This window comes from Nocardia sp. NPDC003999 (assembly GCF_053604885.1).
Genome location: NZ_JBSGIB010000003.1, coordinates 369,112 through 389,020 on the forward strand (window position 1 = coordinate 369,112; position 19,909 = coordinate 389,020).

The following is a 19,909-nucleotide window of genomic DNA, read 5'->3' on the forward strand; positions in this document are numbered from 1 at the left end:
CCGTTCAGCCCAGGGGCGCCAAGGAAGAGTCACTAAGGGATAACTACCCGGACGTTCGAACAGCGAAACGTGAACACCGCGCAACGTTGTCGCGCCTACCGGAAAACCGCGAGGAATCCCACTCAGCAAATGTCCAGAGAACTCATGTGGAGCGGCTATAGCATCAGTGAATGACGACAAACAGCGTGGTAGAGGGTCCACTGCAGTCTCTTGCCCGCCGTGCGTGGCAAACCATCCTGCTGACCGGCGTTTTCGCGGTGATCCTCGGCATCCTGATCCTGGTCTGGCCCGACATCACTCTGGCGGCGGCGGGCATCGTCTTCGGCATCTACCTCGTGGTCACCGGCTTCCTGCAGCTGGTCGCCGCCTTCGGCGCACCGGCGAGCACCGGCCTGCGGGTGCTGGCGTTCATCATCGGCGTGCTGTCCATCGTGATCGGCGTGTTCTGCTTCCGCGACGAACTGGCCTCGTTGCTGCTGCTCGGGTTGTGGATCGGCATCGGCTGGCTGTTTCGCGGGATCGCGCTGCTGGTGGCCGGCATCTCCGAACCGGAGATGCCGGGACGCTGGTGGCAGGTCCTCTTCGGGGTCGTCACCGCGGCGGCCGGTGTCGTGCTGATCGTCTGGCCGGTGCGGTCGGTGGCCACGCTGGCCGTCCTGGCCGGAGTGTGGCTGATCATCGTCGGCCTCATGGAGATCATCGTGGCGTTCGGGGTGCGCCGGGAGGTCAAGGCCCTTCGCGCCGAGGGCGCTGTCGCCTGATCACGAGCCCGCTCGGCGGGGCGCCACCGGTGCCCGGCCGGGCGGTGCCGTGTTCGCGTGCGCCTGACCAGCGCGGTTCCGTCCTGCTGGAACTCGTGACAGAATCACAGGCGCATTTTCACCAGAAGTCGGCTTCGGGGTTGGTCGACATCGAAAAGAACTGGAGGCACGAATGATTCGTACTGCTGGGTTTGTCGGTGCGCTGGCCCTGGCGGGGGCCGCGGCCATGCTGTCGGCGGGGACGGCGCAGGCCGCGGTCGGCACGCTGGGGATCAACGGCGAACTGCACGCGGATCCGGTGGGCTGCCTGAACACCGACGGACTTTTCTACACCACGTTCCAGATCACCGTCGTCAACAGCACCGATCGTGCCGTCACGCTGTACTCCGGAAGGGACTGCACCGGTTCCGTGGTCGGCGAGCTGCCCGTGGAGAAGATCGGGTATCTGCCCAAGGGCGGCAGCGTCTCCGTCAGCTGAGCCGCTCGTCGCAATGGCGGCCGAGGCGTGGCGTCACCCATCGCACGAACTTCGTCGGTGTGGTGCGACCGCCTCGGCCGTTTCCGTGATCGCCTGCCGCGCCCCGGATCACCCGCCGACGTCGGTGGGAATCCGTTGTGAGGGCGACACGGTGTCGCGTGCCCACACCGCGTGGAGGCGCGCGTAGCGCCCGCCGCGTTCGAGCAGTTCGGTGTGGGTGCCGTCCTCGGTGATCCGGCCCTCGTGGAAGAGCAGCACCCGATCGGCGGTCTCGGCCGTGTGCATCCGATGCGCGATCGTGAGGGTGGTGCGGCCGCGGGTGAGGCGCGCCAGCGCGTGTTGCACCCGCACGTCGGTGCCCGCGTCGACGCCGCTGGTGGCCTCGTCGAGGACGAGCAGATCCGGATCGACCAGTGCGGTCCTGGCCAAGGCCACGAGCTGGCGTTCACCCGCCGACAAGGCCTCGCCGCGCTGGCCGACCGGAGTCTCCAGTCCCTGCGGCAGAGTCCGCACCCAGTCCCGCAACCCGAGCCGGGCCAGTACGTCGAGCACGGCGTCGCGGGAATCGCCCGCGCGACCGAGCGCGATGTTCTCGCCGACGGTGCGATCGAAGAGGAAGGCGTCCTGCGGGACGATCGCGACCCGCCGGGTGAGTGCTTCGTCGGCGATCTCGGTGAGGTCGACACCCCACAGGGTGAGCGTGCCGCTGGTCGGCAGCAGCTGCCGGGTCACGAGTTTCGCGAAAGTGCTCTTGCCGGAGCCGGTCTCGCCGACGACGGCGACGTGCTCGCCGGGCGCGATACGCACGTCCAGGCCGCGTAACGCGGGCCGGTCGGGGGAGTAGTGGAAGCCGACGCCGCGCAGTTCCACGGTAGCCGGACCGGATGGCAGCGTTGTGCGCCGAGCCGCCGTGGATTCCTCGGGGATGTCCAGGATTTCGACCACGCGCCGCAGGCCGGCCTCGGCATTGCGGGCGTCGGCGAGGCTGCTGACGGCGAACTGCATGGGTCGGACGAAGAAGGTCACCAGGAACAGGAAGGCGACGATGTCGCCCGCGCTGAGCCCGAGTTCCGGTCCCAGCACGCCCATTCCGGCCGCGGTGCCCGCCACCACCACCGAGGTGGTGATGAGCCCGCTGGCGACCTCGCCGATGGAGACGTTGAATCCCATCGGCCACAGGGTGCGCCGCTGGGCGTCGAGAACGGCGTCGATCTGCGTGTCGGCGCGGGCGCGCATCCGTTCCTCGATGCCGTAACCGCGGATGGTGTCGATGCCGACGAGCACTTCCAGCAGGCCGCCGTAGAGTTCGCCGATGCTTCGGCGCACGGCATCGAAGCGGCGCGCCACCCACTGCTGCAACGTGTGGCCCGCGACCGGGACGCCGATGCCGATCAATAGCACGAGCAGCGCGAGCGGCCACGAGTAGACCAGCATCACCACGAGCGCCAGCAGCATCTGAGAGATGTTCTGCACCAGTGTGATTCCGCCGGACTGGGCGTACAGCGTGACCACGTCGACGTCGTTGGTGACGCGCGCGACGAGAGCGCCTGCGGAATCCGCGCGGGGATGGGCGGGGGAAAGGCGCAGGATGCGGGCGAAGGCGGCCACCCGCAGATCCAGCAGTGCCTGCTCGACGGTGCGGATGACCCGGTGGTTCATCAACGCGGAAGCGAGCATCGCCAGCAGTACCGCGAGTACTCCGGCGAACACGGCGCCGGTCACGACGCGTGCGCGGGTGGCCTGGTCGATCGCACCGAGCAGCGCGTGGTCGAGGGCGTATTGGATGGTGACGGGGATGACGATCCGGCCGGAGGCCGCGACGACGGCCAGTAGCAAGATCACCGCGAGAGTGCGGCGGGACAGCACGGTGTCGCGGCGCACCCGGCGCAGTAGACCGGTGGTTCGGTAGTCGGGTCCCGTCGGCTCGGTTGGACTCGTGTTCACCACGCCGGCTCCATGGTGTCGGTCTGATCGGACGCGTGGTATGCGCCGAGCAGCGCGCGATACGCCGGTTCGGTAGCGAGAAGGTCCTCGTGCCGTCCCTGCGCGACGATGCGTCCACCGGCGAGGAAAACCACGGTGTCGGCGAGACCGACCGTCGCGGCGCGATGCCCGACCAGCACCACCGTGGTGCGGCGGTCGTCGCCCGCGTACTCGGCGCGCAGCGCCTCCACCACGGTCCGCTCCACCAGGGGATCCAGCGCGGAGGTGGCGTCGTCGAGCAGGAGCAGGCCGGGGCGGCGGAAGACGGCGCGCGCCAGCGCCAACCGCTGACGTTGACCACCGGAGAGTTGCACGGTTTCGCTGAGGTAGGTGTCCAGGCCGTCGGGGAGGCGGCCGACGAACCCCGCGGCGTCGGCGATGCGCAGCGCGCGCTCGATCTCTTCGTCCGAGGCCGCGGCGCCGAGGGTGATGTTGGCGCGAGCGGTGTCGGCGAACAAGAAGGCGTTCTGGGTGACCAGCGCGGTCCGGCGGCGCACCGCGTCCGGTGCGAGGCGCCGGGTGTCGACCCCGGTGAGCGCGACCGCGCCCCGGTCGGCCTCGAGCAGATGCGCCAGCAGCGCCAGCAGCGTGCTCTTGCCCGCGCCGGTCGCGCCGACCACCGCCAGTACGGCGCCGGGACGTACCCGTACGGTCAGGTCGCGCACCGCGCGGGTGTCGCCGGTGTAGCCGTAACCGGCTCCGGCGAGCTGCACGGCGACGCCGCGATCGTGCGCGCCGAGTGGGAGCTGCCCGTGCGCCGGGCGGTCGGCGGCGGTGAGTACGTGGTCGACTCGGGTCTGCCCCGCCACGCCCAGCGGTAGCACGCCGAGGAAGCGGGCGATGACGTTGAGCGGAATCGCGGTGGTGATGAGCAGGTAGATCACCTCCACCAGGGCGCCGACGCCGAGCAGCCCGGCGTCGACCCGTGCCACGCCGACGGCCAGGATGGCCAGCGCCGCCAGGGGCGGCATCAGCTCGATCGCGGGGTCGAAGACGGCGCTCGCGTTGCCCATGTGCCGGTTCGCCGCGCGGGAGGCGTCGGCGGCCGCCGCGAAACGATCGATCTCCCGATCGCCGATGCCGAGGGTGCGCACCACCTGCCGTCCGGCGATGGCCTCGTGCGCGAGCCCGCTGACCAGTGCTCGCTGCTGCTGAGCCGCCCGGGCCCGCGGTGCGAGCACCCGTTGGTAGAGCAGATTCGCGGCCAGCACCAGCGGGATGAGCACCAGCGCGATCAGAGCGAGCCAGAGGTCGGCGAGCGCGATGTCGACCATGACCAACAGCAGCATGGCGGTCATACCGACCGCGAAAGGGAAGTGCTGCATGGGATCCCAGGCCGTCTCCACGTCGGAGATCGCGCGGGAGACCAGTTGCCCAGCCGGCCTGCGGCGATGCCAGGCGATGCCCAGCCGCAGGTATTGCGCGACCACGGCTTTGCGGGTCTGGGCCTCGTTGCGGTATTGCACCGTGCCGGTCGCCACACCGCGCAGGATGATCGTCGCGATGCGCAGCAGCGAGACCGCCAGCACGAAGGCCGCACCGGTCGCGGCGGCGCCCGCCAGGAAACGGCCCTCGGCGAAGCTCGCGACCACCACGTGCTCCGTACTCCATCCGACGGCTCTCGCGGCGAGCACCATGCAGCACGCGTTCACCAGGCCGGAGCCGATCGCGACCGCGGCGGCGCCCGGTGCCCGCCCGCACCCGCGCAGCATGATCGCCAGCCCGCTGCGCAGGGTGCGGGGGTCCTGCCCGGCCTCGCTGTCGGCGGCCGCGGCGAGCAGTGCGCCTCTCCCGTAGCTCATGACCCCGGACACCGGAATGTCCGGGCTGATCCGTTCGCCACCACGCCTCCAACCGCCTGCCTGCCCTGGACAACCGTGCCTCGGATCGTGAATCGGCAGCAATGGACTCGATCAGCGTGATCGGAAATCGCGGGGACGACGATGCTTCCCGGCAAAAGTTCGGCGGTGGTGCGGACGATCTTGCCGCCGGTGCGATCCCGATCCGGGGGAAGGCTACGACCGCACCTTCGTGCGAACAGAATGCGCCCGAGAGATTCCGAGTATGCCGCTGATGACGGAAGGTGCTAAAGCGAGCAATGCGGCCGCAAACGCGCCTCCGGCGACAGCGGCCGGCGCATCGTCGCTACCGCGCCCGTGCACTCGTCCGGGTATCCCTCTTGCGGGCCGGACGTCGCGTTCACCGTGTGCGCGGCCACTCGCCCTGGTTCGGCACGGTGGACTCCGAGGTCACCGACACCGGAACCGGCGTAGCGGCGGCCGAGCGGCGACGCCCCCGCGGATCCCATGCCATCGCCGACGCCGCTCCTCCCAGCAGAACGACCACGATCATCGTCACAACACACCAGACCAACACGGTCCTTGCCTCCCTGGCATCACCATCCGGTTGACAGACTGCGTCGGCTTACCAAGGCGGACAGTTGTTTTCGAGTCGTCAACAGTATTCACCGACCGGATGGCGCGCGCGAGTCCGCGGCGCGGGGCCGATGCCTCCGCAATCGTGTCCGAAAGCCGCGACCGACCCCGCTGCGAACGGAATAACCAGCGCGAACGCCGATGCTTTCGCCGCCGTGGCTTTCGGTGCGCCGAACGGAGGAGATGCTAATCACGAAAGTGCCTCTGTCGCACAGTATGTGGGTGGCGTCTCAGCACGACCATGTCTCGCTCGTTCGTCGCGATGGGCGGTGCTCGGACTCTGCCGCTCGCTGCGGGGCGATGTCGTCCCGCCGGGCTGGGCTGTCGTTGTTTGCCTCGTTGTCGCCCGGGTAGCACGGTGGGGACGGAGGTCCACCCACACCGAAAGGGCTGGTTCGGCGATGTCCAATTCCACACCGGGCGCGACAACGGATCGGCGGTCTCCTCTTCAGGTCGCCGCCATGGCGGTGGGAGCCGCGTTCCTCCTGGTCGGGATCCTGGGGTTCATTCCGGGGATCACGACCGATTACGGCGAACTCGATTGGGCGGGACATCACTCGCAGGCCCAGTTGCTCGGTCTGTTCAGCGTGTCGGTGCTGCACAACGCGGTCCATCTGGCTTTCGGCCTCGCCGGAGTGCTGGCCGCCCGCACGGCTCCGTCGGCGCGCGCGTTCCTCCTCGGCGGCGGTGCCCTCTATCTCGTGCTGTGGCTGTACGGACTCGTCGTGAACCCCGGCAGCGACGCGAACTTCGTGCCGCTCGATACGGCCGACAATTGGCTGCATTTCGTGCTCGGCGCGGGCATGATCGCCCTCGGTGCGGTCTTGGCGCGGCGGCCACTGACCCAGGCGCCCGGCGCGGGCAGGCAGACCGGAATTCTGGAATAGCCGACGCATCGGCCGCGTCGTCCATGGGAATGGACCGCCGGTTCGAAGGCTGTGTCCCGACACCACCCCGTGTCCGGTCTGTTACCGAAAAATGTTGTGGTTCAACGAATCCCATCGCCAGGCGGCGCAACCGGCGCAGCTCGCCCTTCGGCGGTACGCTCGGTGCGGGCGATGCCGGAAAGTCGCTTTGTCGAACGCCTCACATGTTGACATCGACTGCTGTTGACAACATATGATGTCAATAACTTGCTCAGCCTGCAATTCGATGCGCCGACACCGCGCGAGCCGCAGGAGTGCAGGCGCTTCGACTACTTCGGCAACGCGGCAAGGGAGTACCGATGAGGGCCAAACCACCCGCACTGGGATATCTCCGCAAGGACGTCTCGGGTGTGTCCCAGGATTGGGACGAAGCGCAGATGCGGAGTATGGCAAAACGCCTGGGTTACGAGTTGTGTAAGACGGTGACCTTCGGCGCCGGCACCGACGCACCGGTGGATCGCCTCGTCGACGTCGTTCGCACCTTCGGCGTCGACGCCGTGATCGCACCGGGTCTGCACCACTTCGGCAATGCGGTGCCGGGCGAACTCGTCGAGGTTTGCGACCTGATCACCGTGACGCCCCAGCAGACGTACTCCCGTTCGGCGCTGTCGCGAATCTGGGCATGAATCATCGGGCGCCGGTCGCCGCCGCATGTGCTGTACTGGCGGGGTGATCGAATCCGGTGCGGTGACCGACGTGGTCGACGCTGTGGTCGAGCAGTCGTTGCTCGGCGGCCCACGACGGTACACGCGCGCCCAGGTGGCCGAGCTTTCCGGAGTGTCTGTCGAACGGGCCAAGAAGCTGTGGGTGGCGCTCGGCTTCCCCGCCACGGCGAGTGACGACGACGTGGTGTTCACCGATGCCGACATCGCCGCGGTGCGCCACTTCACCGCGATGGACCCGGTCGCGGGGGCGAGCGAGCAGAGTCAGATCGCCGCCGCCCGCAGTGTCGGTCAGGCGATGGCGCGACTGGCCGAGTGGCAGGCGGATCTGATCGCCCGTGAGATCGGCAGCCGCATCGCCGCCGAAGGCGGGCAGTCGATGTCCGAATCGAACCGCCAGGCCACTGCCCGGACCATCGCGGTGCTCACCGATCTGCAGCAGTACGCGTGGCAACGACATCTCGCCGCGGCGCTGAGCCGCTCACTCGAATCCGATGGCGCCACACGCCAACTGCTCGTCGGCTTCGCCGATATGGTCGGCTACACCCGGCTTTCCCGTCACCTCGACCTCGACGAGTTGACGGATCTGCTGGAGACATTCGAGACCACCACCACCGAAGCGGTCACCGCCCACGGCGGCTGGGTGATCAAGAACGTGGGCGACGAGGTGATGTTCGCCGCCGAGAATGCCCGCGACGGTGCGCGAATCGCCCTGGCGATGCACGCGGCGGTCGCCCGAGCGGCGCAAACCGTTCCGGAAATGCCCCAGATCCGGGTGGGCCTGGCGTACGGGCCCGTCCTCACCCGCTTCGGCGACCTCTACGGCACGGTGGTCAACGTCGCCGCTCGGCTCACCGGCGTGGCCCGCCCTGGGACCGTCCTCCTCGACGACGGCGCCGCCGCGGCTCTGGATGACGACGACCAATTCCTCTTGCGCCATCTGCGCAGCGTGCGGGTCAAGGGATTCTCACGATTGCGTTCCCACGTGTTGCGAGAGCGCCAGCGGAAACAAAGCTGACCGGCTACCGCCCCGTGGCGAGATGATGTGGAGCTTCGATGAAAAGCACTGTCGCCGCACTCGCGCGGCTCGGGGTCGCCGGGATTCCGGTGCCGGCCTTCGTGGCGGTCGCCGGTTCGGGCCCGGCTCAGGCGACGCCGCGGGATTGCGTCGTCGAGCGGGATCTGTTCAGCGCTTCGGCGGTCTGCCAACCCGACGAGCTCGAGGGAGCCGAATACATCTTGCCGTGGAATGCGTAGGCATCTACAGCTCGGGGCCGTTCCCGCTGTACGCGGTCGGTTCCTATGTCCAGCTCAGTTATCCCTTCACGCCGAACGGGCAGCGTACGACGACAGGGTGCATGAACTGGGGTCCCGGTCTCTTCGGGGTGATCGGCAACGCCGTCGTGGAGATCTATCACCGTTGAGGGATCGCGGGGCCCGGTCGACGAGTCGGCCGAATGAGCAAGCGGTCGGCCGGGGCCGGTGTGGATAGGCTGGCGTCATGTCGGACACGGTGTCATCCAAGGGTTTCTCGGTCGCGCTGGTGCTGGGCGGGGGTGGCCCGGTCGGTCTGACGTGGTTGGCGGGACTGGCCACGGGGCTGCGGGACAACGGGATCGACTTGACGCTGGCCGACCGGTTCGTGGGGACCTCCGCCGGCTCGGTGGTCGGTGCGGTCCTGGCCGACGGTGGCGATCCGGCGCGCTTGTTGCGGCCGCCGTCCACGTCGGCGCCGGCGGTGCGGGCGGATCCGGCGCGAATCGCGGAGATATTCGCCGTGCTGCGCGCCCCCGGCCAGGATCCGGCCCAGGCGCGCCGCCGGGCGGGGGAGCTGGCGCTGGCCGCGCAGGCCGGTGATCCGGACGAGCACATCGCGCGTATCGGCGGGCTGGCCGGTGTGGCGCAGTGGCCGGCGCGCGATCTCGTCGTGACCGCGATCGACATCACCACTGGTGAATTGCGGGCATGGACCAAGGACGGCGCCGCGTCGTTGCCCGAAGCGCTGGCGTCCAGCACGGCGGTGCCCGGTGTCTTCCCGCCGGTCCCGATCGATGGCCGCCACTACTTCGACGGCGGGTTGCGCTCGCCGGTCAACGCGGACCTGGCCGCGGGCGCGGATGTCGTGGTTATCCTCGAACCCTTGGCGCACATGTTCCCGCGCATCCCCAGCGATCGCGAGTTGGGCTCGGCGACAGAGGTTTCCATTGTCCCCGACGAGGAAGGCGTCGCCGCGTTCGGAATCGACGTGTTCGACTCGGCGGCGCTTGCTCCCGCGTATGCGGCGGGCGTGCGCCAGTCTGCCGATGCCGCGCTGCTGCTGAAGGACGTCTGGCCCGAAGGCTGACCGAGCCGTGGCGAGCGCCGGCCGATCGGGCGGGCGTGTCCCGTCGCTACCCGCCCGGCGCCCCTGTGGGCGTCGTCGGCCTCATCCCCTCACTACGTCCCGGTCTCGTCCGGCGCGTACCCGAGGATGCCCTTGATCTCCAAGTAGTCGTGGAAACCGAATTCGCCCCATTCCCGGCCGTTTCCGCTCTTGCGATAGCCGCCGAAGGGCGCGTGGAAGTCGAAGGCGTCGTTGATGGTGACCCAACCCGCCCGGATGCGGCGGGCCACGGCGCGAGCCCGGTCCGGATCGGCGCCCGCGACGTTGCCCGCGAGCCCGTATTCGGTGTCGTTGGCGATCTCGACGGCGTGATCGATGCTGTCGTAACCGAGGATGGCCAGAACCGGGCCGAAGATCTCCTCGCGGGCTATGGTCATATCGTTGGTGACGTTCGCGAACACGGTCGGTTTCACGTAATAGCCCTTGGTGAGGCCGTCGGGTCGGCCGGTTCCGCCGATCACCACCGTGGCTCCTTCGTCGATGCCCTTCTGGATGAGCGACTGGATCTTCTCGAACTGCGAACCGGATACGACGGGGCCCAGTGCCGCGTCCCCGGTGGGGTCGCCGACGGTGAGCAGGGCGGCGGCCTCGCGGGCGGCGTCGACGGCCTCGTCCATGCGGGCGCGGGGGACCAGCATGCGCGACAGCGCGCTGCAGGTCTGGCCGGAATTCATCATCATCGGACCGATCGCGGCAGCGACGTTGGCGGCGAAGTCCGCGTCGTCGAGCACGATGTTCGCGCTCTTCCCGCCGAGTTCCTGGGTGACCCGCTTGACGCTGGGCGCGGCGTTGCGCGCGATCTCGATGCCCGCGCGGGTGGAACCGGTGAACGAGATCAGATCCACGTCCGGATGCGACGACAGCGGCACTCCGACGCTGGGACCGTCGCCATGGACCAGATTGAACACGCCGGCGGGAACGCCTGCGGCGTCGAGTATCTCGGCGAAGATCTGTCCCGTGAACGGCGAGCGTTCCGAGGGTTTGAGCACCGTGGTGCAGCCGGTGGCCAGCGCGGGGAAGACCTTCACGGCGATCAGGCTCATCGGCCAGTTCCACGGTGTGATCAGGCCGCAGACGCCGATGGGTTCCTTGACCACCAGCGTGGCGCCGCGCCGCTGTTCGAAGACGAAGTTTTCCAGCACTTCGATGGCGGTGGCCAGGTGCCCGGCTCCGAGATCGACCTGGAAGCCGCCCGCCAGCGCGCTCGGCGCGCCCATCTCCTCGGTCAGCGCCGCGGCGAGGTCGCCCGCGCGCTTGCCGTACTCCGCGCCGATGGCGTGCAACAACTCGACCCGCTCGCGTACCGTGGTCGCCGACCAGGCGGGGAATGCTTCGCGGGCGGCCGCGACCGCCCGGTCCACGTCGGCGGCCGACCCGGTGGCGACGATGCCGCACACCTCCTCGGTCGCCGGATTCACGACCTCGAAGGACCGCGCCTCGGCCGGGCGCACCCAGGCGCCGCCGATGTAGAACTCGGAATACTCGCGCATGACTACTGTGTCCCTTCCGCGTACCAGGTGCGGAACTCGTCGTAACTCGGCATTTCCTCCGAGTTCGCCTTCGGATCGACGGCCACGTGGATGACGCCCGGCTTGCCGCTGGCGTAAGCCTTTTTGATGGCGGGGGCGATGTCCTCGTCGCGGTCGACGTATTCGCCGTAGCAGCCGAAGCCCTCGGCGATTTTGTCCAGCCGGGTGTCGGTGCTCCAATGCGTGCCGGTCTCTCGCGACCCCTGCCCGAAAAGGCCCTTGTACACGCCGACTTCGAGGCCCCAGGCGTAGTCGACGGCCACCACGCACACCAGCGGCAGGTTCAGCCGCGCCGCGGTCTCCAGCTCGCCGATGTGGAACAGGAACGACGAGTCGCCGGTGATCAGCATGACCGGACGCTTCCGGCCCTCGGCCACCGAGGCGCCGACGGCGTAGGGCAGGCCGGTGCCGAGATGGCCGAAGTTCTGGTTCCAGATCACGTCGTGCGGCTTGGCCTGGGAATAGGTCCAGCCGAAGATCGTGGTCGCGCCGCCGTCGCGGACCATGATGCCGTCGGCGGGAAAGACCTTCGTCGCCTCGACGATCAGCCGCGCGGGATGCACCGGGGACCGGCCCGACGGCGCCGTTTCGGCCAGCTCCGCGAGCCGGGCGGCGTCCTGCTCGATCCAATCCGCCAGCTCCGGCGACGGCGTGCGCGGCGTGTCCTTCAGCGCGTCGACCAGCTGCGGGACGATCGCGCGCAGGTCGCCGACGAGCGGAACGTCGATCGGCCGGTTGACCCCGATGGCTTCCGGATTCTGTTCCACCAGAACCCATTTCCGGTTCGCCTCGTTCGCCACCCAGTGCCGGCCGACGCCGTAATGGACGGGTTCGCCGAGTTCCGTGCCGATGGCGAGGCACAGATCGGAGCGCACCACCGCGTCGATGGACGACGGCGAGAATCCGTACGCGAACGTGCGGTCCTCCAGTCCCTCGATATACGAGGTGCCGCCGGATGTCTGGATGACCGGGGCGCCGACCACCTCGGCGAGCGCGCGCACCGACGCCGCTGCGCGCGCGGTGTGCACACCGTGGCCGACGAGCAGAATCGGCTGCCGCGCCGCACGGACCAGCCGCGCCGCTTCTTCGATCCGGTCCTGGCCTGCGGTCTGCCCGACGAGGCGATACCGGCTGGGCGGCAACGGTTCCGGAACGTCGAGTTCTTCCTGGATGATGTGCTTGGGCCACTCGATGTAGACCGGGCCGGGGGTTCCGGTGAGCGCTCTGCGCAGGCCCTCGCGGATGATCTCGTCGGTCTGGTCGGCGTATTCGATGCTGGCGCTGTACTTCACCGACGGCGTGAACAGCTCGGCCTGCTTGACGAATTGGATGCGCCCGCGCCGCACACGCTGTTCGGTGATCCTGGCGCGCTGGCCGCCGAGGAAGATCACCGGCGAGTTCTCGACCTTGGCGCACATCATCGCGCCCGCGAGATTGGCCACACCCGGCCCGAGCGTGCCGATGCACACCGCGGCCTTGCCGGTCATCCGGGACACCGCCTCGGCCATGAAACCCGCGGATTCCTCGTGATGGGGTGCGACGACGTTCCAGCCGCGTTCCTCGGCCAGGTGGAACATGTGCACGAAATTCGGGTCGGGAATGCCGAACACCGTGTCGATGCCCTCGGCTTCGAAGAGCTGAAGAATGCGTTCGTAGACCTTAACGGACATGCTGTGCTGCCTCCGTGGCTAACTCGAAACTCTTCCTGATGTGATCGCTGTGCCCCGTGGGGACGGCGGGCAGGAGCCAGGAGCCGGTCGTGTCGCGGATGGCGTCGATCCGCTCGGCGATCTGCTCGATCGTCCATGCGGGGCGGTAGACCCCGGGCGTCTCGGCGATGTAGGCGCGCGCCACCCGCCCCGCAACGGACACCAGCATCTCGCCGGTGATCGAGCAGGACTCGTGGACCAGCCAGCCGACGGTCGGCGCCGCCAGTTCCGGCCCCATGGGCGGGTAGGCGGAAGTGTCCGATCCGTCGGCCAGCCGGGTCACCGCCGCGGGCACGATGACGTTGCTGAGCACGCCCGACTCGGCGCCCTCCAGGGCGATCACATTGGACAGGCCGATCATGCCCGCCTTGGACACGGCGTAGTTCGCGACGCCCTTGTTGCCGTACAACCCGCCGATCGACGAGGTGAGCACCACGCGGCCGTACCCGGCGTCGGCCATGACCGGGAAGGCGGGCCGGACGACGTGAAAGGCGCCGCGCAGATGCACGTCGAGCACCGCGTCGAAATCCTCGTAGCTGAGTTCCCGCAGCGAGCCGTAACGGACGTTACCCGCGTTGTGCACGAGGATGTCCAGGCGGCCGTAGTGGTCGAGCGCCGTGCCGATGATCGCGCGCCCGCCCTCGGCGGTGGCCACCGACTCCGTGCAGGCGACGGCCGTTCCGCCCGCCGCCTCGATCTCGGCGGTCACCTCCGCGGCCGGGTTCGCCTCGACCTCGTCGCCGCGCACGCTGCTGCCCAGGTCGTTGACCACCACCTTGGCTCCCTTCGAAGCGAGCAGCAAGGCATAGGCGCGGCCCAGTCCCCGTCCTGCGCCGGTGATCACGGCTACGCGATCGTCGAATCCGAGTTCTGGCAACGTGATCGGTCCTCTCCAGGGCGTCGTGGTGTCCGGTCTTGTCAACTGCCGAGGACGAGACCCTCCAACCGGCCCTCGTCGCGCCATTTCCGCAGCAGGTCCTCGAGCACGTAGAAGCCGCCCCAGAAGGGGTCACCGAGGAACGACCGCCCGTTCGGCTCGCCTTCGCTGTTGTAGTAACCCGGGGTGCACTCCCGGACGAAGTTGCTGTTGTCGAACGAGTTCGCCCGGATGGTCGCGATCCACGCCTCCTCGGCGGCCGCGCTGGGCTCCACCGTGGTCGCGCCCCTGGCCAGCGTCTCCTTGATGATGTAGGCGATGTGGTCGGCCTGCTGTTCGAACATCCGCGTCGTGGACGCGGTCACCCCGCCCTGGACGAACCCGGTGGCGAAGTGGTTCGGGAAGCCGTGCGACAGGATGCCGTGCAACGTGCGGAATCCCTTGTCCCAGTGGTCGTAGAGGGACCGGCCGCCCCGCCCGGTGAACGGCTGGATGGCGAGCCTGCGGTCGATGTCACTGCTGATCTCGAACCCGCTGGCGAAGACGATGCAGTCGACCTCGTATTCGACGCCGTGCGCGATGATGCCCTTCGCGGTGATGCGCTCCACGCCTTTGGTGTCGGAGACGTCGATCAGCGTGACGTTCGGGCGGTTGAAGGTGGGCAGGTAGTTGTCGCTGAAGCCCGGTCGTTTGCACAGGTGCCGGTAGTACGGCTTGAGCCGCTCGGCTGTCGCCGCGTCCTCGACGATCTGCTCGACCCGGCGGCGCACCCGCTCCATCGCCCGGTAGTCCTCGGCCTCCTTGAGTTCCACGATCTTCAGCGGATTGGTCGCCAGCTCGGCCCAGCCGCCGGTGGCGTCCAGCAGAGCGGCCACATTGCGCGCGACCTCGGTCCACCCGTCGCAGATCAGATCCGGCTCACCCGGCGAATAGAACGCGTAGGCGGCGTTGTGGAAGTTGCGCTGCCGCTCCTCCCGCCAGCCCGGCCGCAGCGACCGCGCCCATTCGGGATCGGTCGGTGTGTTGCCGCGCTCGAAGATGTAGGACGGCGTCCGCTGGAACACGTACAAATGCTCCGAGCTCGCGCCGAGGTGCGGGATCGCCCCGATGCCGCTCGCGCCGGTGCCGATGATGGCGACCTTCTTGTCGCCGAGCTTGTCCAGCCCGCCCTTCAGCGTGCCGCCGGTGTAGGCGTAGTCCCAGCGCGCGGTGTGGAAGGTGTGGCCATCGAAGTCGGTGATGCCCGGTATGCCGGGCAGTTTCGGCCGGTTGTAGGGGCCCTGGGCCATCACGATGAACCGGGCGCGGATGTCGTCGCCGCGGTTGGTGGCGATACGCCACCGGTCGATCCGCTCGTCCCATTCCAGCGAGCGGATCAGCGTGTGGAAGATCGCCTTCTCGTACAGGCCGAAGTGTTTTCCGATGCGCTGGGCGTGTTCGTAGCATTCGTCACCGAAGGAGAACTTCTCCTTCGGCAGGTAGCCGGTCTCTTCGAGCAAGGGCAGATAGCAGTAGCTGTCGGAGTCGACCTGGATGCCCGGGTAGCGATTCCAGTACCAGACTCCGCCGAAGTCGCCGCCCAACTCGACGATCCGGAAATCGTCGATGCCGGCCTGCTGGAGACGGTGTGCGGTGATGAGACCCGCGAAGCCGCCGCCCAGGATCACGACCTCGATCTCGTCGGTGATCGGGTCGCGCGGCACGACCGGCAGATATGGATCTTCTTCGTAGTAGTCCGCGAATTCGCCCTCGGTCAGCAGGTATTGCCGCTGCCCCTCGGGACGCAGTCGTTTGTCGCGTTCGGCGAGATATCTCGCGCGGAGGGCATCCCGATCGACATCGGGCGTGACCGTGGGTTTGCACTCGTGCATTCGGATTCCTGGATCAGCTCAGTTCGCGCGGTTCGCCGGTACCCATGTACCGGGCGAGGTTGTGGTGCAGATTCACCACACTGCGTTCGCGATAGGGATTGGGCTTGGGGCCGGAGAAGCCGCGGCTTTTCATGCCCTGCTGGACCGCGGCCATGTTCGAGAAGTCCTGCGGGAGCACGGTTCGCCAGCCGGGATCACCGACGGGGGTGTACTCCCACTCGGTCTTCGGCTCCTCGCCGGGCGGGAAGAGCTCGAACACCGCAGCCTCGAAGACGCACTTGTCCGGGTCGTAGCCGTAGGGCCGGAACCGGTAGCACAGCATGTTGTTCAGCGCATGACCGATCTGGAAGTTCGGGAAGATCTGCCACGCGGTGCCCGCCTGGGCGACGATGCCGGGGTCGACCTTCGGCCACACCACGCCGCGCGCCTCGTCCTCCGAGCGCGCGGTGTCGAGCCAGTAGCGCAGCACCTCGTTGGCCGGTGTGCCCTCGGGCAGTTCGTCGACCAGCCGGTTCGCGACGTCGACCAGCGTGCTGGTGGTGTTGGTGTTGGCGTTCTCCCAGGTGAAATTCTGCAGCGTCGCGGTGGAGACCCGCGCGTCGGGACCGCTGCCGAGGCGCACCTTGGCCTGGTTCTCCTCCATGCCTTTGGGGGCGTCGTAGCCGATGTTGCTGTGCTTTCCCTGCGCCCGCGCCCAGCCGAGGAAGGTGCCGAAGTTCATGAACTCCGGGTGCGTGTAGGGCACGTGGTAGGTCTCCATGAACGCCTCGAAGGCGACCTTCCAGTTGCAGTCGAAGGTCAGCCACCGCCGCCAGCGGTAACGCATGTTCTCCAGCTCGAAGTGTTCGAGCAGGCTCGCGGCGGGTTCGAGGTACTCGCGCAGCGGTTCGGCGTCGGGGTCCATGGTGATCCAGATCCAGCCGCCCCAGGTGTCGACCCGCACCTGGCTCAGCCCGTCGTTGCGCTCGGTGAGCCCGCAGGTCCAATCCTCGCGCTCGGCGGCGAAGGTGTTGCGGCCATCCAGGTCGTAGCGCCACCCGTGGAAACCGCACACGAACTGTTTGCGGCTACCGCGGGCGTCGTGCGCGCCCGGTGGGGTGTCGACGAGCTTGCGGCCGCGGTGGGCGCACACGTTGTGGTAGGCCCGGATGGTGTCGGGTGCCGTGCGCACGACGATGATCGAGTCGTCGAGGATCTCATAGGTGAGGAAGTCGCCGACCCGGGGAATCTCCTCGACGCGTTCGACCTGCTGCCATACCTTCGCCCAGAGTTTGTCCCCCTCGGCGCGTGCGTAGTCCGGGGAGATGTACGCCTCGACGCCGATCGTCATCGGCGTCGACAGCGGTTCGGCGGTCGCGGAAGCCGTTGCCTCGTCGGTCGTTTCGCTCATGACATGCTCCTGGTCTCCACTCGGGTACGTCAGCGGGTGATGGATGCGCGGAAACTCTCGTCCTCGAGGAACAGTGAGGTGTGGTCCTCGCCGAGATGGGTCCACTTGAGATTCAGGCCACCGTCCACGAGCAGCGTCTGCCCCGTGATGTAGCTCGACAGGTCCGACAGCAGGAACAGGATCGGTCCCGCCTGTTCCTCCGGGCGTCCGCGCCTGCCCATGGCGATGGCGCGACGGTCGCGCGGGGGGTCGTCGCCGACGTAGGTGCCGGAGGCCGGCGTCTCGGTGACGCCGGGCGCGATGGCGTTCACCCGGATGCCGTCCTGGGCCAGCTCCACCGCCAGGGTCCTGGTCGCCGCCACCAGCGCCGCCTTGGCGGTGCCGTAGGCGATGTGGAACGGTGCGGTGTTCATGCCGCTGATCGAGGAGAGCGACACCAGCGAACCGGGACGGCCCTGCGACTTCAGTTCCGCGGCCACCGCCTGGCTCATGAAGAACATCGTCTCCAGGTTCTGGGCGAATAACGCGCGCCAGTCCGCCCTGGTCACCCGGGTAGCGGGCATCCAGGTGCGCACCGCGGCGCCGCCCGCAACGTTGACCAGCCCGTACAGGTCGCCGGGAGTGGAGCGGGCGCGTTCCAGTACGGTCGCGACGCCTTCCTCGGTACCGACGTCGGCCGCGACGGACACGACGGAAAGGCCCTTCGCGGCAAGCGGTTCGACATGCTTGCCGAGATTCTCCGGTGATCGGCTCACCCCGATCACGGTGGCGCCCGCACGGGCGATCAGGCGGGTCACCGCGGTGCCGATGCCGCCACCGCCCGCGCCCGCGACGATGACGACGCGTCCCCGCAGGCCGAAGAAGTCCGATGTGCCGTCGTCGGTCATAACCGCATCACGCCTTTTCGTGCAGTGCCAGCACACTGCCCTCGGCGTCGGCGGACAGATAGAGCGTGCCGTCCGGTCCGGCGGCGATGCCCGCGAACGGTCCCATCGGTCCGGAGAACGGCGGGGTGCCACGCAGCGGTTTGGCGACCACGCCGGGCGGCGCGCCGACCGGGAGACCGGCGGCGATCGTCTGTCGCGCCTTGGTCTCGAGATCGACGGCGACCAATGTCTTGGCGCCGACGTCGAGCACGAGCAATTGGCTGCCGCGCACCAGGATTCCCTGCGGCGTCTCCAGTCCGTCCAGCACCGTGTCGGTCCCGGCGCCGCTCACCGAAAGGATCCGCCCCGCCCCGGATTCGGAGACCAGAACGGTTCCGTCCGGGCCGAAGGCGACACCCATCGGAGCGTGCAGCCCGGCGGCCAGCGTTTCGACCTGACCGGACCGGATGGACAGCACCCGGCCCGCGCCGAGTTCCGCGGTCACGATCGTTCCGTTCGCGGTCGCCGCCACGCCGTAGAGCTGGTCGAATCCCTCGGCCACCACCACGGGCTCCTCGGCCGTACCCGGCCGGTAGTACGAGACCTGCCCGGTGGAGGTGGCGCACAGGAACTCGCCGGGTCCGACCGCGCTGACGCCGCGCACGTAGCCGGGATTGCCTGCACTGAAAAGCGATGCGACCGTGCGCAATTGGCCGTCGCGCAAGACGTAGAAGAAGGTGCCGTCGGCGACGTAGAGCAAGCCGTCGTGGCCGACGGTCAGGTCCAGCGGCCACAGCAGGCCGCCTTCGAGGATGGACCGGGTCGCGCCGTCGGTGCGGATCTCGGTGATCTCGCCAGAGAAGTTGGACACGAACAGGCGGTCGCCGACGAAGGTGCAGTTGTCCAGGCCGGGGTCCAGATGCGCCAGCACCCGACGGTCTCCCGTGCGCGGATCGATGCGCAGCACCTCGCCGGTCTGCACCTGGGTGGAGACGATGAAGCCCGCGGAGTCGAACTTGACCGAGTCGGGCACGCCGAGATCGCCCGCGACCCGTTCGGGAGCGCCCCCGTCGGGGTCGATCCGCCAGATGTCGTTGGTGCCCATGACCGGGTAGTAGAGGAGACCGTCCGGGCCGACCTCCATGGCGTTGGGCATCGGCAAGTTGTCCTGCAGGATGCGCGGCGCGCTGCCGTCCAGCGGCAGTTCCATGAGGCGACCGCCGATCCGGCATTCGTTGACGAACAACCGGCCGTTGTGCACCGTGATGCCGTTGGCGCCGGGCAGATCGCCGCGGATCACGCGGGTGCGGCCGTCGGTGCCGCGCACGCTGACCCGTGCGTCCATGTACTCGGTGGCGATGAGATTGCCTTCGGGATCGAAGGCCAGGTCGTCGGGGGCGACGATGTCGCTGCCCTTGGCGCTGACGGTCTCCAGGTCGCCGGTGGTGACGTCCAGCGCGCTGATCTGGCTGCCGGCCACCTGAGCCACGTAGATCCGGCCGTCGGTTCCCGTCCGTAGGCCGTTGGCGCCGAACAGTCGGCTCGGTGGGGTGAGACGTTGGACGCTCCACCCCTCGGCGAGGGCTATCGGTGTGGTGGTGCTGTAGCGCGCCCCTCGAGTCAAGGCGGGGCCTCCCATGCGATGAGAAAGTCATATCGGAGATGTGGCACTACCCGGCCGGTCTGCGCCGGACGACGGGTACCGGCCCGAAGGGCGCAGGCTGTGTGTCGTGGGCCACGCTACTTCAATCCTCACAAAGATTGCAATACTTACCTTGTTATTACCGTCGGGCGGGGTCGTCGCGCGGTGACTCCGAGGTGCGAAGGCGAAGGCGGGGGCAGTGTCGAGGGCTCGTAGAGTCGCCGTGAAGCGTATGGAAGCAGTGTCGAACTGCCTGTGCTACAACGCTGTTCAGTAAGATCGCACAGTTCGCACTCGGCCGGTGCCGAGTGGATCGAGCTCTAAAATTCCCCCGGAACCGAAATGGCTCTGCGGTGCCGCGCAGCCGCTTTGCGCAACATCATTTCGCTATTCGAAA

17 protein-coding genes are annotated in these 19,909 nt (G+C 68.3%); 8 read left to right on the forward strand and 9 right to left on the reverse strand.

From position 1 onward, the window contains the following. The first annotated feature begins 170 nt into the window (after positions 1–170). Entirely contained in the window at positions 171–761 is a 591-nt protein-coding gene (locus ACWESM_RS09250; RefSeq protein ID WP_355077672.1) for an HdeD family acid-resistance protein, read from the forward strand. Between the two features lie 172 nt (positions 762–933). Next, complete coding sequence (locus ACWESM_RS09255; RefSeq protein ID WP_355077673.1) at positions 934–1,239, forward strand: hypothetical protein; 306 nt, start codon at positions 934–936, stop codon at positions 1,237–1,239. A 108-nt stretch (positions 1,240–1,347) separates the two neighbouring features. Here ACWESM_RS09255 and ACWESM_RS09260 read toward each other — a convergent pair whose 3' ends face one another. Together ACWESM_RS09260 and ACWESM_RS09265 are read right to left on the reverse strand one after the other, a co-directional pair. Then, positions 1,348–3,183 (reverse strand): ABC transporter ATP-binding protein, encoded by a 1,836-nt coding sequence (locus ACWESM_RS09260; protein ID WP_452491240.1) that lies wholly within the window; start codon positions 3,181–3,183, stop codon positions 1,348–1,350. Next, positions 3,180–5,024: an ABC transporter ATP-binding protein gene (locus ACWESM_RS09265; RefSeq protein ID WP_364428152.1), complete on the reverse strand. Its 1,845-nt coding sequence runs from the start codon at positions 5,022–5,024 to the stop codon at positions 3,180–3,182. Before ACWESM_RS09265 ends, ACWESM_RS09260 begins: the two co-directional genes overlap by 4 nt. 1,034 nt (positions 5,025–6,058) lie before the next feature. Between ACWESM_RS09265 and ACWESM_RS09270 the strand changes: the two genes are divergently transcribed. The 6 genes from ACWESM_RS09270 to ACWESM_RS09295 all read left to right on the forward strand — a co-directional run bounded on the left by ACWESM_RS09270 (position 6,059) and on the right by ACWESM_RS09295 (position 9,589). Further along, entirely contained in the window at positions 6,059–6,544 is a 486-nt protein-coding gene (locus tag ACWESM_RS09270; protein WP_412805621.1) for a DUF4383 domain-containing protein, read from the forward strand. Between the two features lie 338 nt (positions 6,545–6,882). Next, positions 6,883–7,209 carry a hypothetical protein gene (locus ACWESM_RS09275; RefSeq protein WP_364428148.1) on the forward strand — a complete coding sequence of 109 codons (327 nt, stop codon included), beginning with the start codon at positions 6,883–6,885 and terminating at the stop codon, positions 7,207–7,209. A 25-nt stretch (positions 7,210–7,234) separates the two neighbouring features. Beyond that, the gene (locus ACWESM_RS09280; protein WP_364428145.1) at positions 7,235–8,263 is read left to right on the forward strand and encodes an adenylate/guanylate cyclase domain-containing protein; all 1,029 of its coding nucleotides are present in this window, start codon (positions 7,235–7,237) and stop codon (positions 8,261–8,263) included. 38 nt (positions 8,264–8,301) lie between these two features. Next, complete coding sequence (locus ACWESM_RS09285; RefSeq protein ID WP_364428142.1) at positions 8,302–8,502, forward strand: hypothetical protein; 201 nt, start codon at positions 8,302–8,304, stop codon at positions 8,500–8,502. Next, positions 8,490–8,669: a hypothetical protein gene (locus ACWESM_RS09290; protein WP_452491241.1), complete on the forward strand. Its 180-nt coding sequence runs from the start codon at positions 8,490–8,492 to the stop codon at positions 8,667–8,669. Before ACWESM_RS09285 ends, ACWESM_RS09290 begins: the two co-directional genes overlap by 13 nt. A 77-nt stretch (positions 8,670–8,746) precedes the next feature. Continuing rightward, positions 8,747–9,589, forward strand: coding sequence for a patatin-like phospholipase family protein (locus ACWESM_RS09295; protein WP_452491242.1), 843 nt, complete (start codon positions 8,747–8,749; stop codon positions 9,587–9,589). Between the two features lie 92 nt (positions 9,590–9,681). Here ACWESM_RS09295 and ACWESM_RS09300 read toward each other — a convergent pair whose 3' ends face one another. From ACWESM_RS09300 to ACWESM_RS09330, 7 genes are read right to left on the reverse strand one after another with little or no spacing between them, the layout of a single operon-like run. After that, the gene (locus ACWESM_RS09300) at positions 9,682–11,118 is read right to left on the reverse strand and encodes an aldehyde dehydrogenase family protein (RefSeq protein WP_452491243.1); all 1,437 of its coding nucleotides are present in this window, start codon (positions 11,116–11,118) and stop codon (positions 9,682–9,684) included. Positions 11,119–11,120: 2 nt separating this feature from the next. Beyond that, a complete protein-coding gene (locus ACWESM_RS09305) occupies positions 11,121–12,827 on the reverse strand; it encodes a thiamine pyrophosphate-binding protein (RefSeq protein WP_452491244.1) in 1,707 nt (568 codons plus the stop codon). After that, a complete protein-coding gene (locus tag ACWESM_RS09310) occupies positions 12,817–13,743 on the reverse strand; it encodes an SDR family NAD(P)-dependent oxidoreductase (RefSeq protein ID WP_452491245.1) in 927 nt (308 codons plus the stop codon). Before ACWESM_RS09310 ends, ACWESM_RS09305 begins: the two co-directional genes overlap by 11 nt. 41 nt (positions 13,744–13,784) lie before the next feature. Further along, positions 13,785–15,614, reverse strand: coding sequence for a flavin-containing monooxygenase (locus tag ACWESM_RS09315; protein WP_452491246.1), 1,830 nt, complete (start codon positions 15,612–15,614; stop codon positions 13,785–13,787). 13 nt (positions 15,615–15,627) lie between these two features. Next, the gene (locus ACWESM_RS09320; RefSeq protein WP_452491247.1) at positions 15,628–17,004 is read right to left on the reverse strand and encodes an aromatic ring-hydroxylating oxygenase subunit alpha; all 1,377 of its coding nucleotides are present in this window, start codon (positions 17,002–17,004) and stop codon (positions 15,628–15,630) included. Positions 17,005–17,033: 29 nt separating this feature from the next. Further along, complete coding sequence (locus ACWESM_RS09325) at positions 17,034–17,891, reverse strand: SDR family NAD(P)-dependent oxidoreductase (protein ID WP_452491248.1); 858 nt, start codon at positions 17,889–17,891, stop codon at positions 17,034–17,036. Between the two features lie 7 nt (positions 17,892–17,898). Beyond that, on the reverse strand, positions 17,899–19,509 hold the full coding sequence (locus ACWESM_RS09330) for an SMP-30/gluconolactonase/LRE family protein (protein ID WP_452491249.1): 1,611 nt from the start codon (positions 19,507–19,509) through the stop codon (positions 17,899–17,901). Between the last annotated feature and the right edge of the window lie 400 nt (positions 19,510–19,909).

Coding starts and splice junctions, on each gene's coding strand:
- ACWESM_RS09250 (WP_355077672.1), top strand. CDS start 171: ATGACGACAAACAGCGTGGTAGAGGGTCCACTGCAGTCTCTTGCCCGC.
- ACWESM_RS09255 (WP_355077673.1), top strand. CDS start 934: ATGATTCGTACTGCTGGGTTTGTCGGTGCGCTGGCCCTGGCGGGGGCC.
- ACWESM_RS09265 (WP_364428152.1), bottom strand. CDS start 5,024: ATGAGCTACGGGAGAGGCGCACTGCTCGCCGCGGCCGCCGACAGCGAG.
- ACWESM_RS09270 (WP_412805621.1), top strand. CDS start 6,059: ATGTCCAATTCCACACCGGGCGCGACAACGGATCGGCGGTCTCCTCTT.
- ACWESM_RS09275 (WP_364428148.1), top strand. CDS start 6,883: ATGAGGGCCAAACCACCCGCACTGGGATATCTCCGCAAGGACGTCTCG.
- ACWESM_RS09280 (WP_364428145.1), top strand. CDS start 7,235: ATGTGCTGTACTGGCGGGGTGATCGAATCCGGTGCGGTGACCGACGTG.
- ACWESM_RS09285 (WP_364428142.1), top strand. CDS start 8,302: ATGAAAAGCACTGTCGCCGCACTCGCGCGGCTCGGGGTCGCCGGGATT.
- ACWESM_RS09295 (WP_452491242.1), top strand. CDS start 8,747: ATGTCGGACACGGTGTCATCCAAGGGTTTCTCGGTCGCGCTGGTGCTG.
- ACWESM_RS09300 (WP_452491243.1), bottom strand. CDS start 11,118: ATGCGCGAGTATTCCGAGTTCTACATCGGCGGCGCCTGGGTGCGCCCG.
- ACWESM_RS09305 (WP_452491244.1), bottom strand. CDS start 12,827: ATGTCCGTTAAGGTCTACGAACGCATTCTTCAGCTCTTCGAAGCCGAG.
- ACWESM_RS09315 (WP_452491246.1), bottom strand. CDS start 15,614: ATGCACGAGTGCAAACCCACGGTCACGCCCGATGTCGATCGGGATGCC.
- ACWESM_RS09320 (WP_452491247.1), bottom strand. CDS start 17,004: ATGAGCGAAACGACCGACGAGGCAACGGCTTCCGCGACCGCCGAACCG.
- ACWESM_RS09325 (WP_452491248.1), bottom strand. CDS start 17,891: ATGACCGACGACGGCACATCGGACTTCTTCGGCCTGCGGGGACGCGTC.
- ACWESM_RS09330 (WP_452491249.1), bottom strand. CDS start 19,509: ATGGGAGGCCCCGCCTTGACTCGAGGGGCGCGCTACAGCACCACCACA.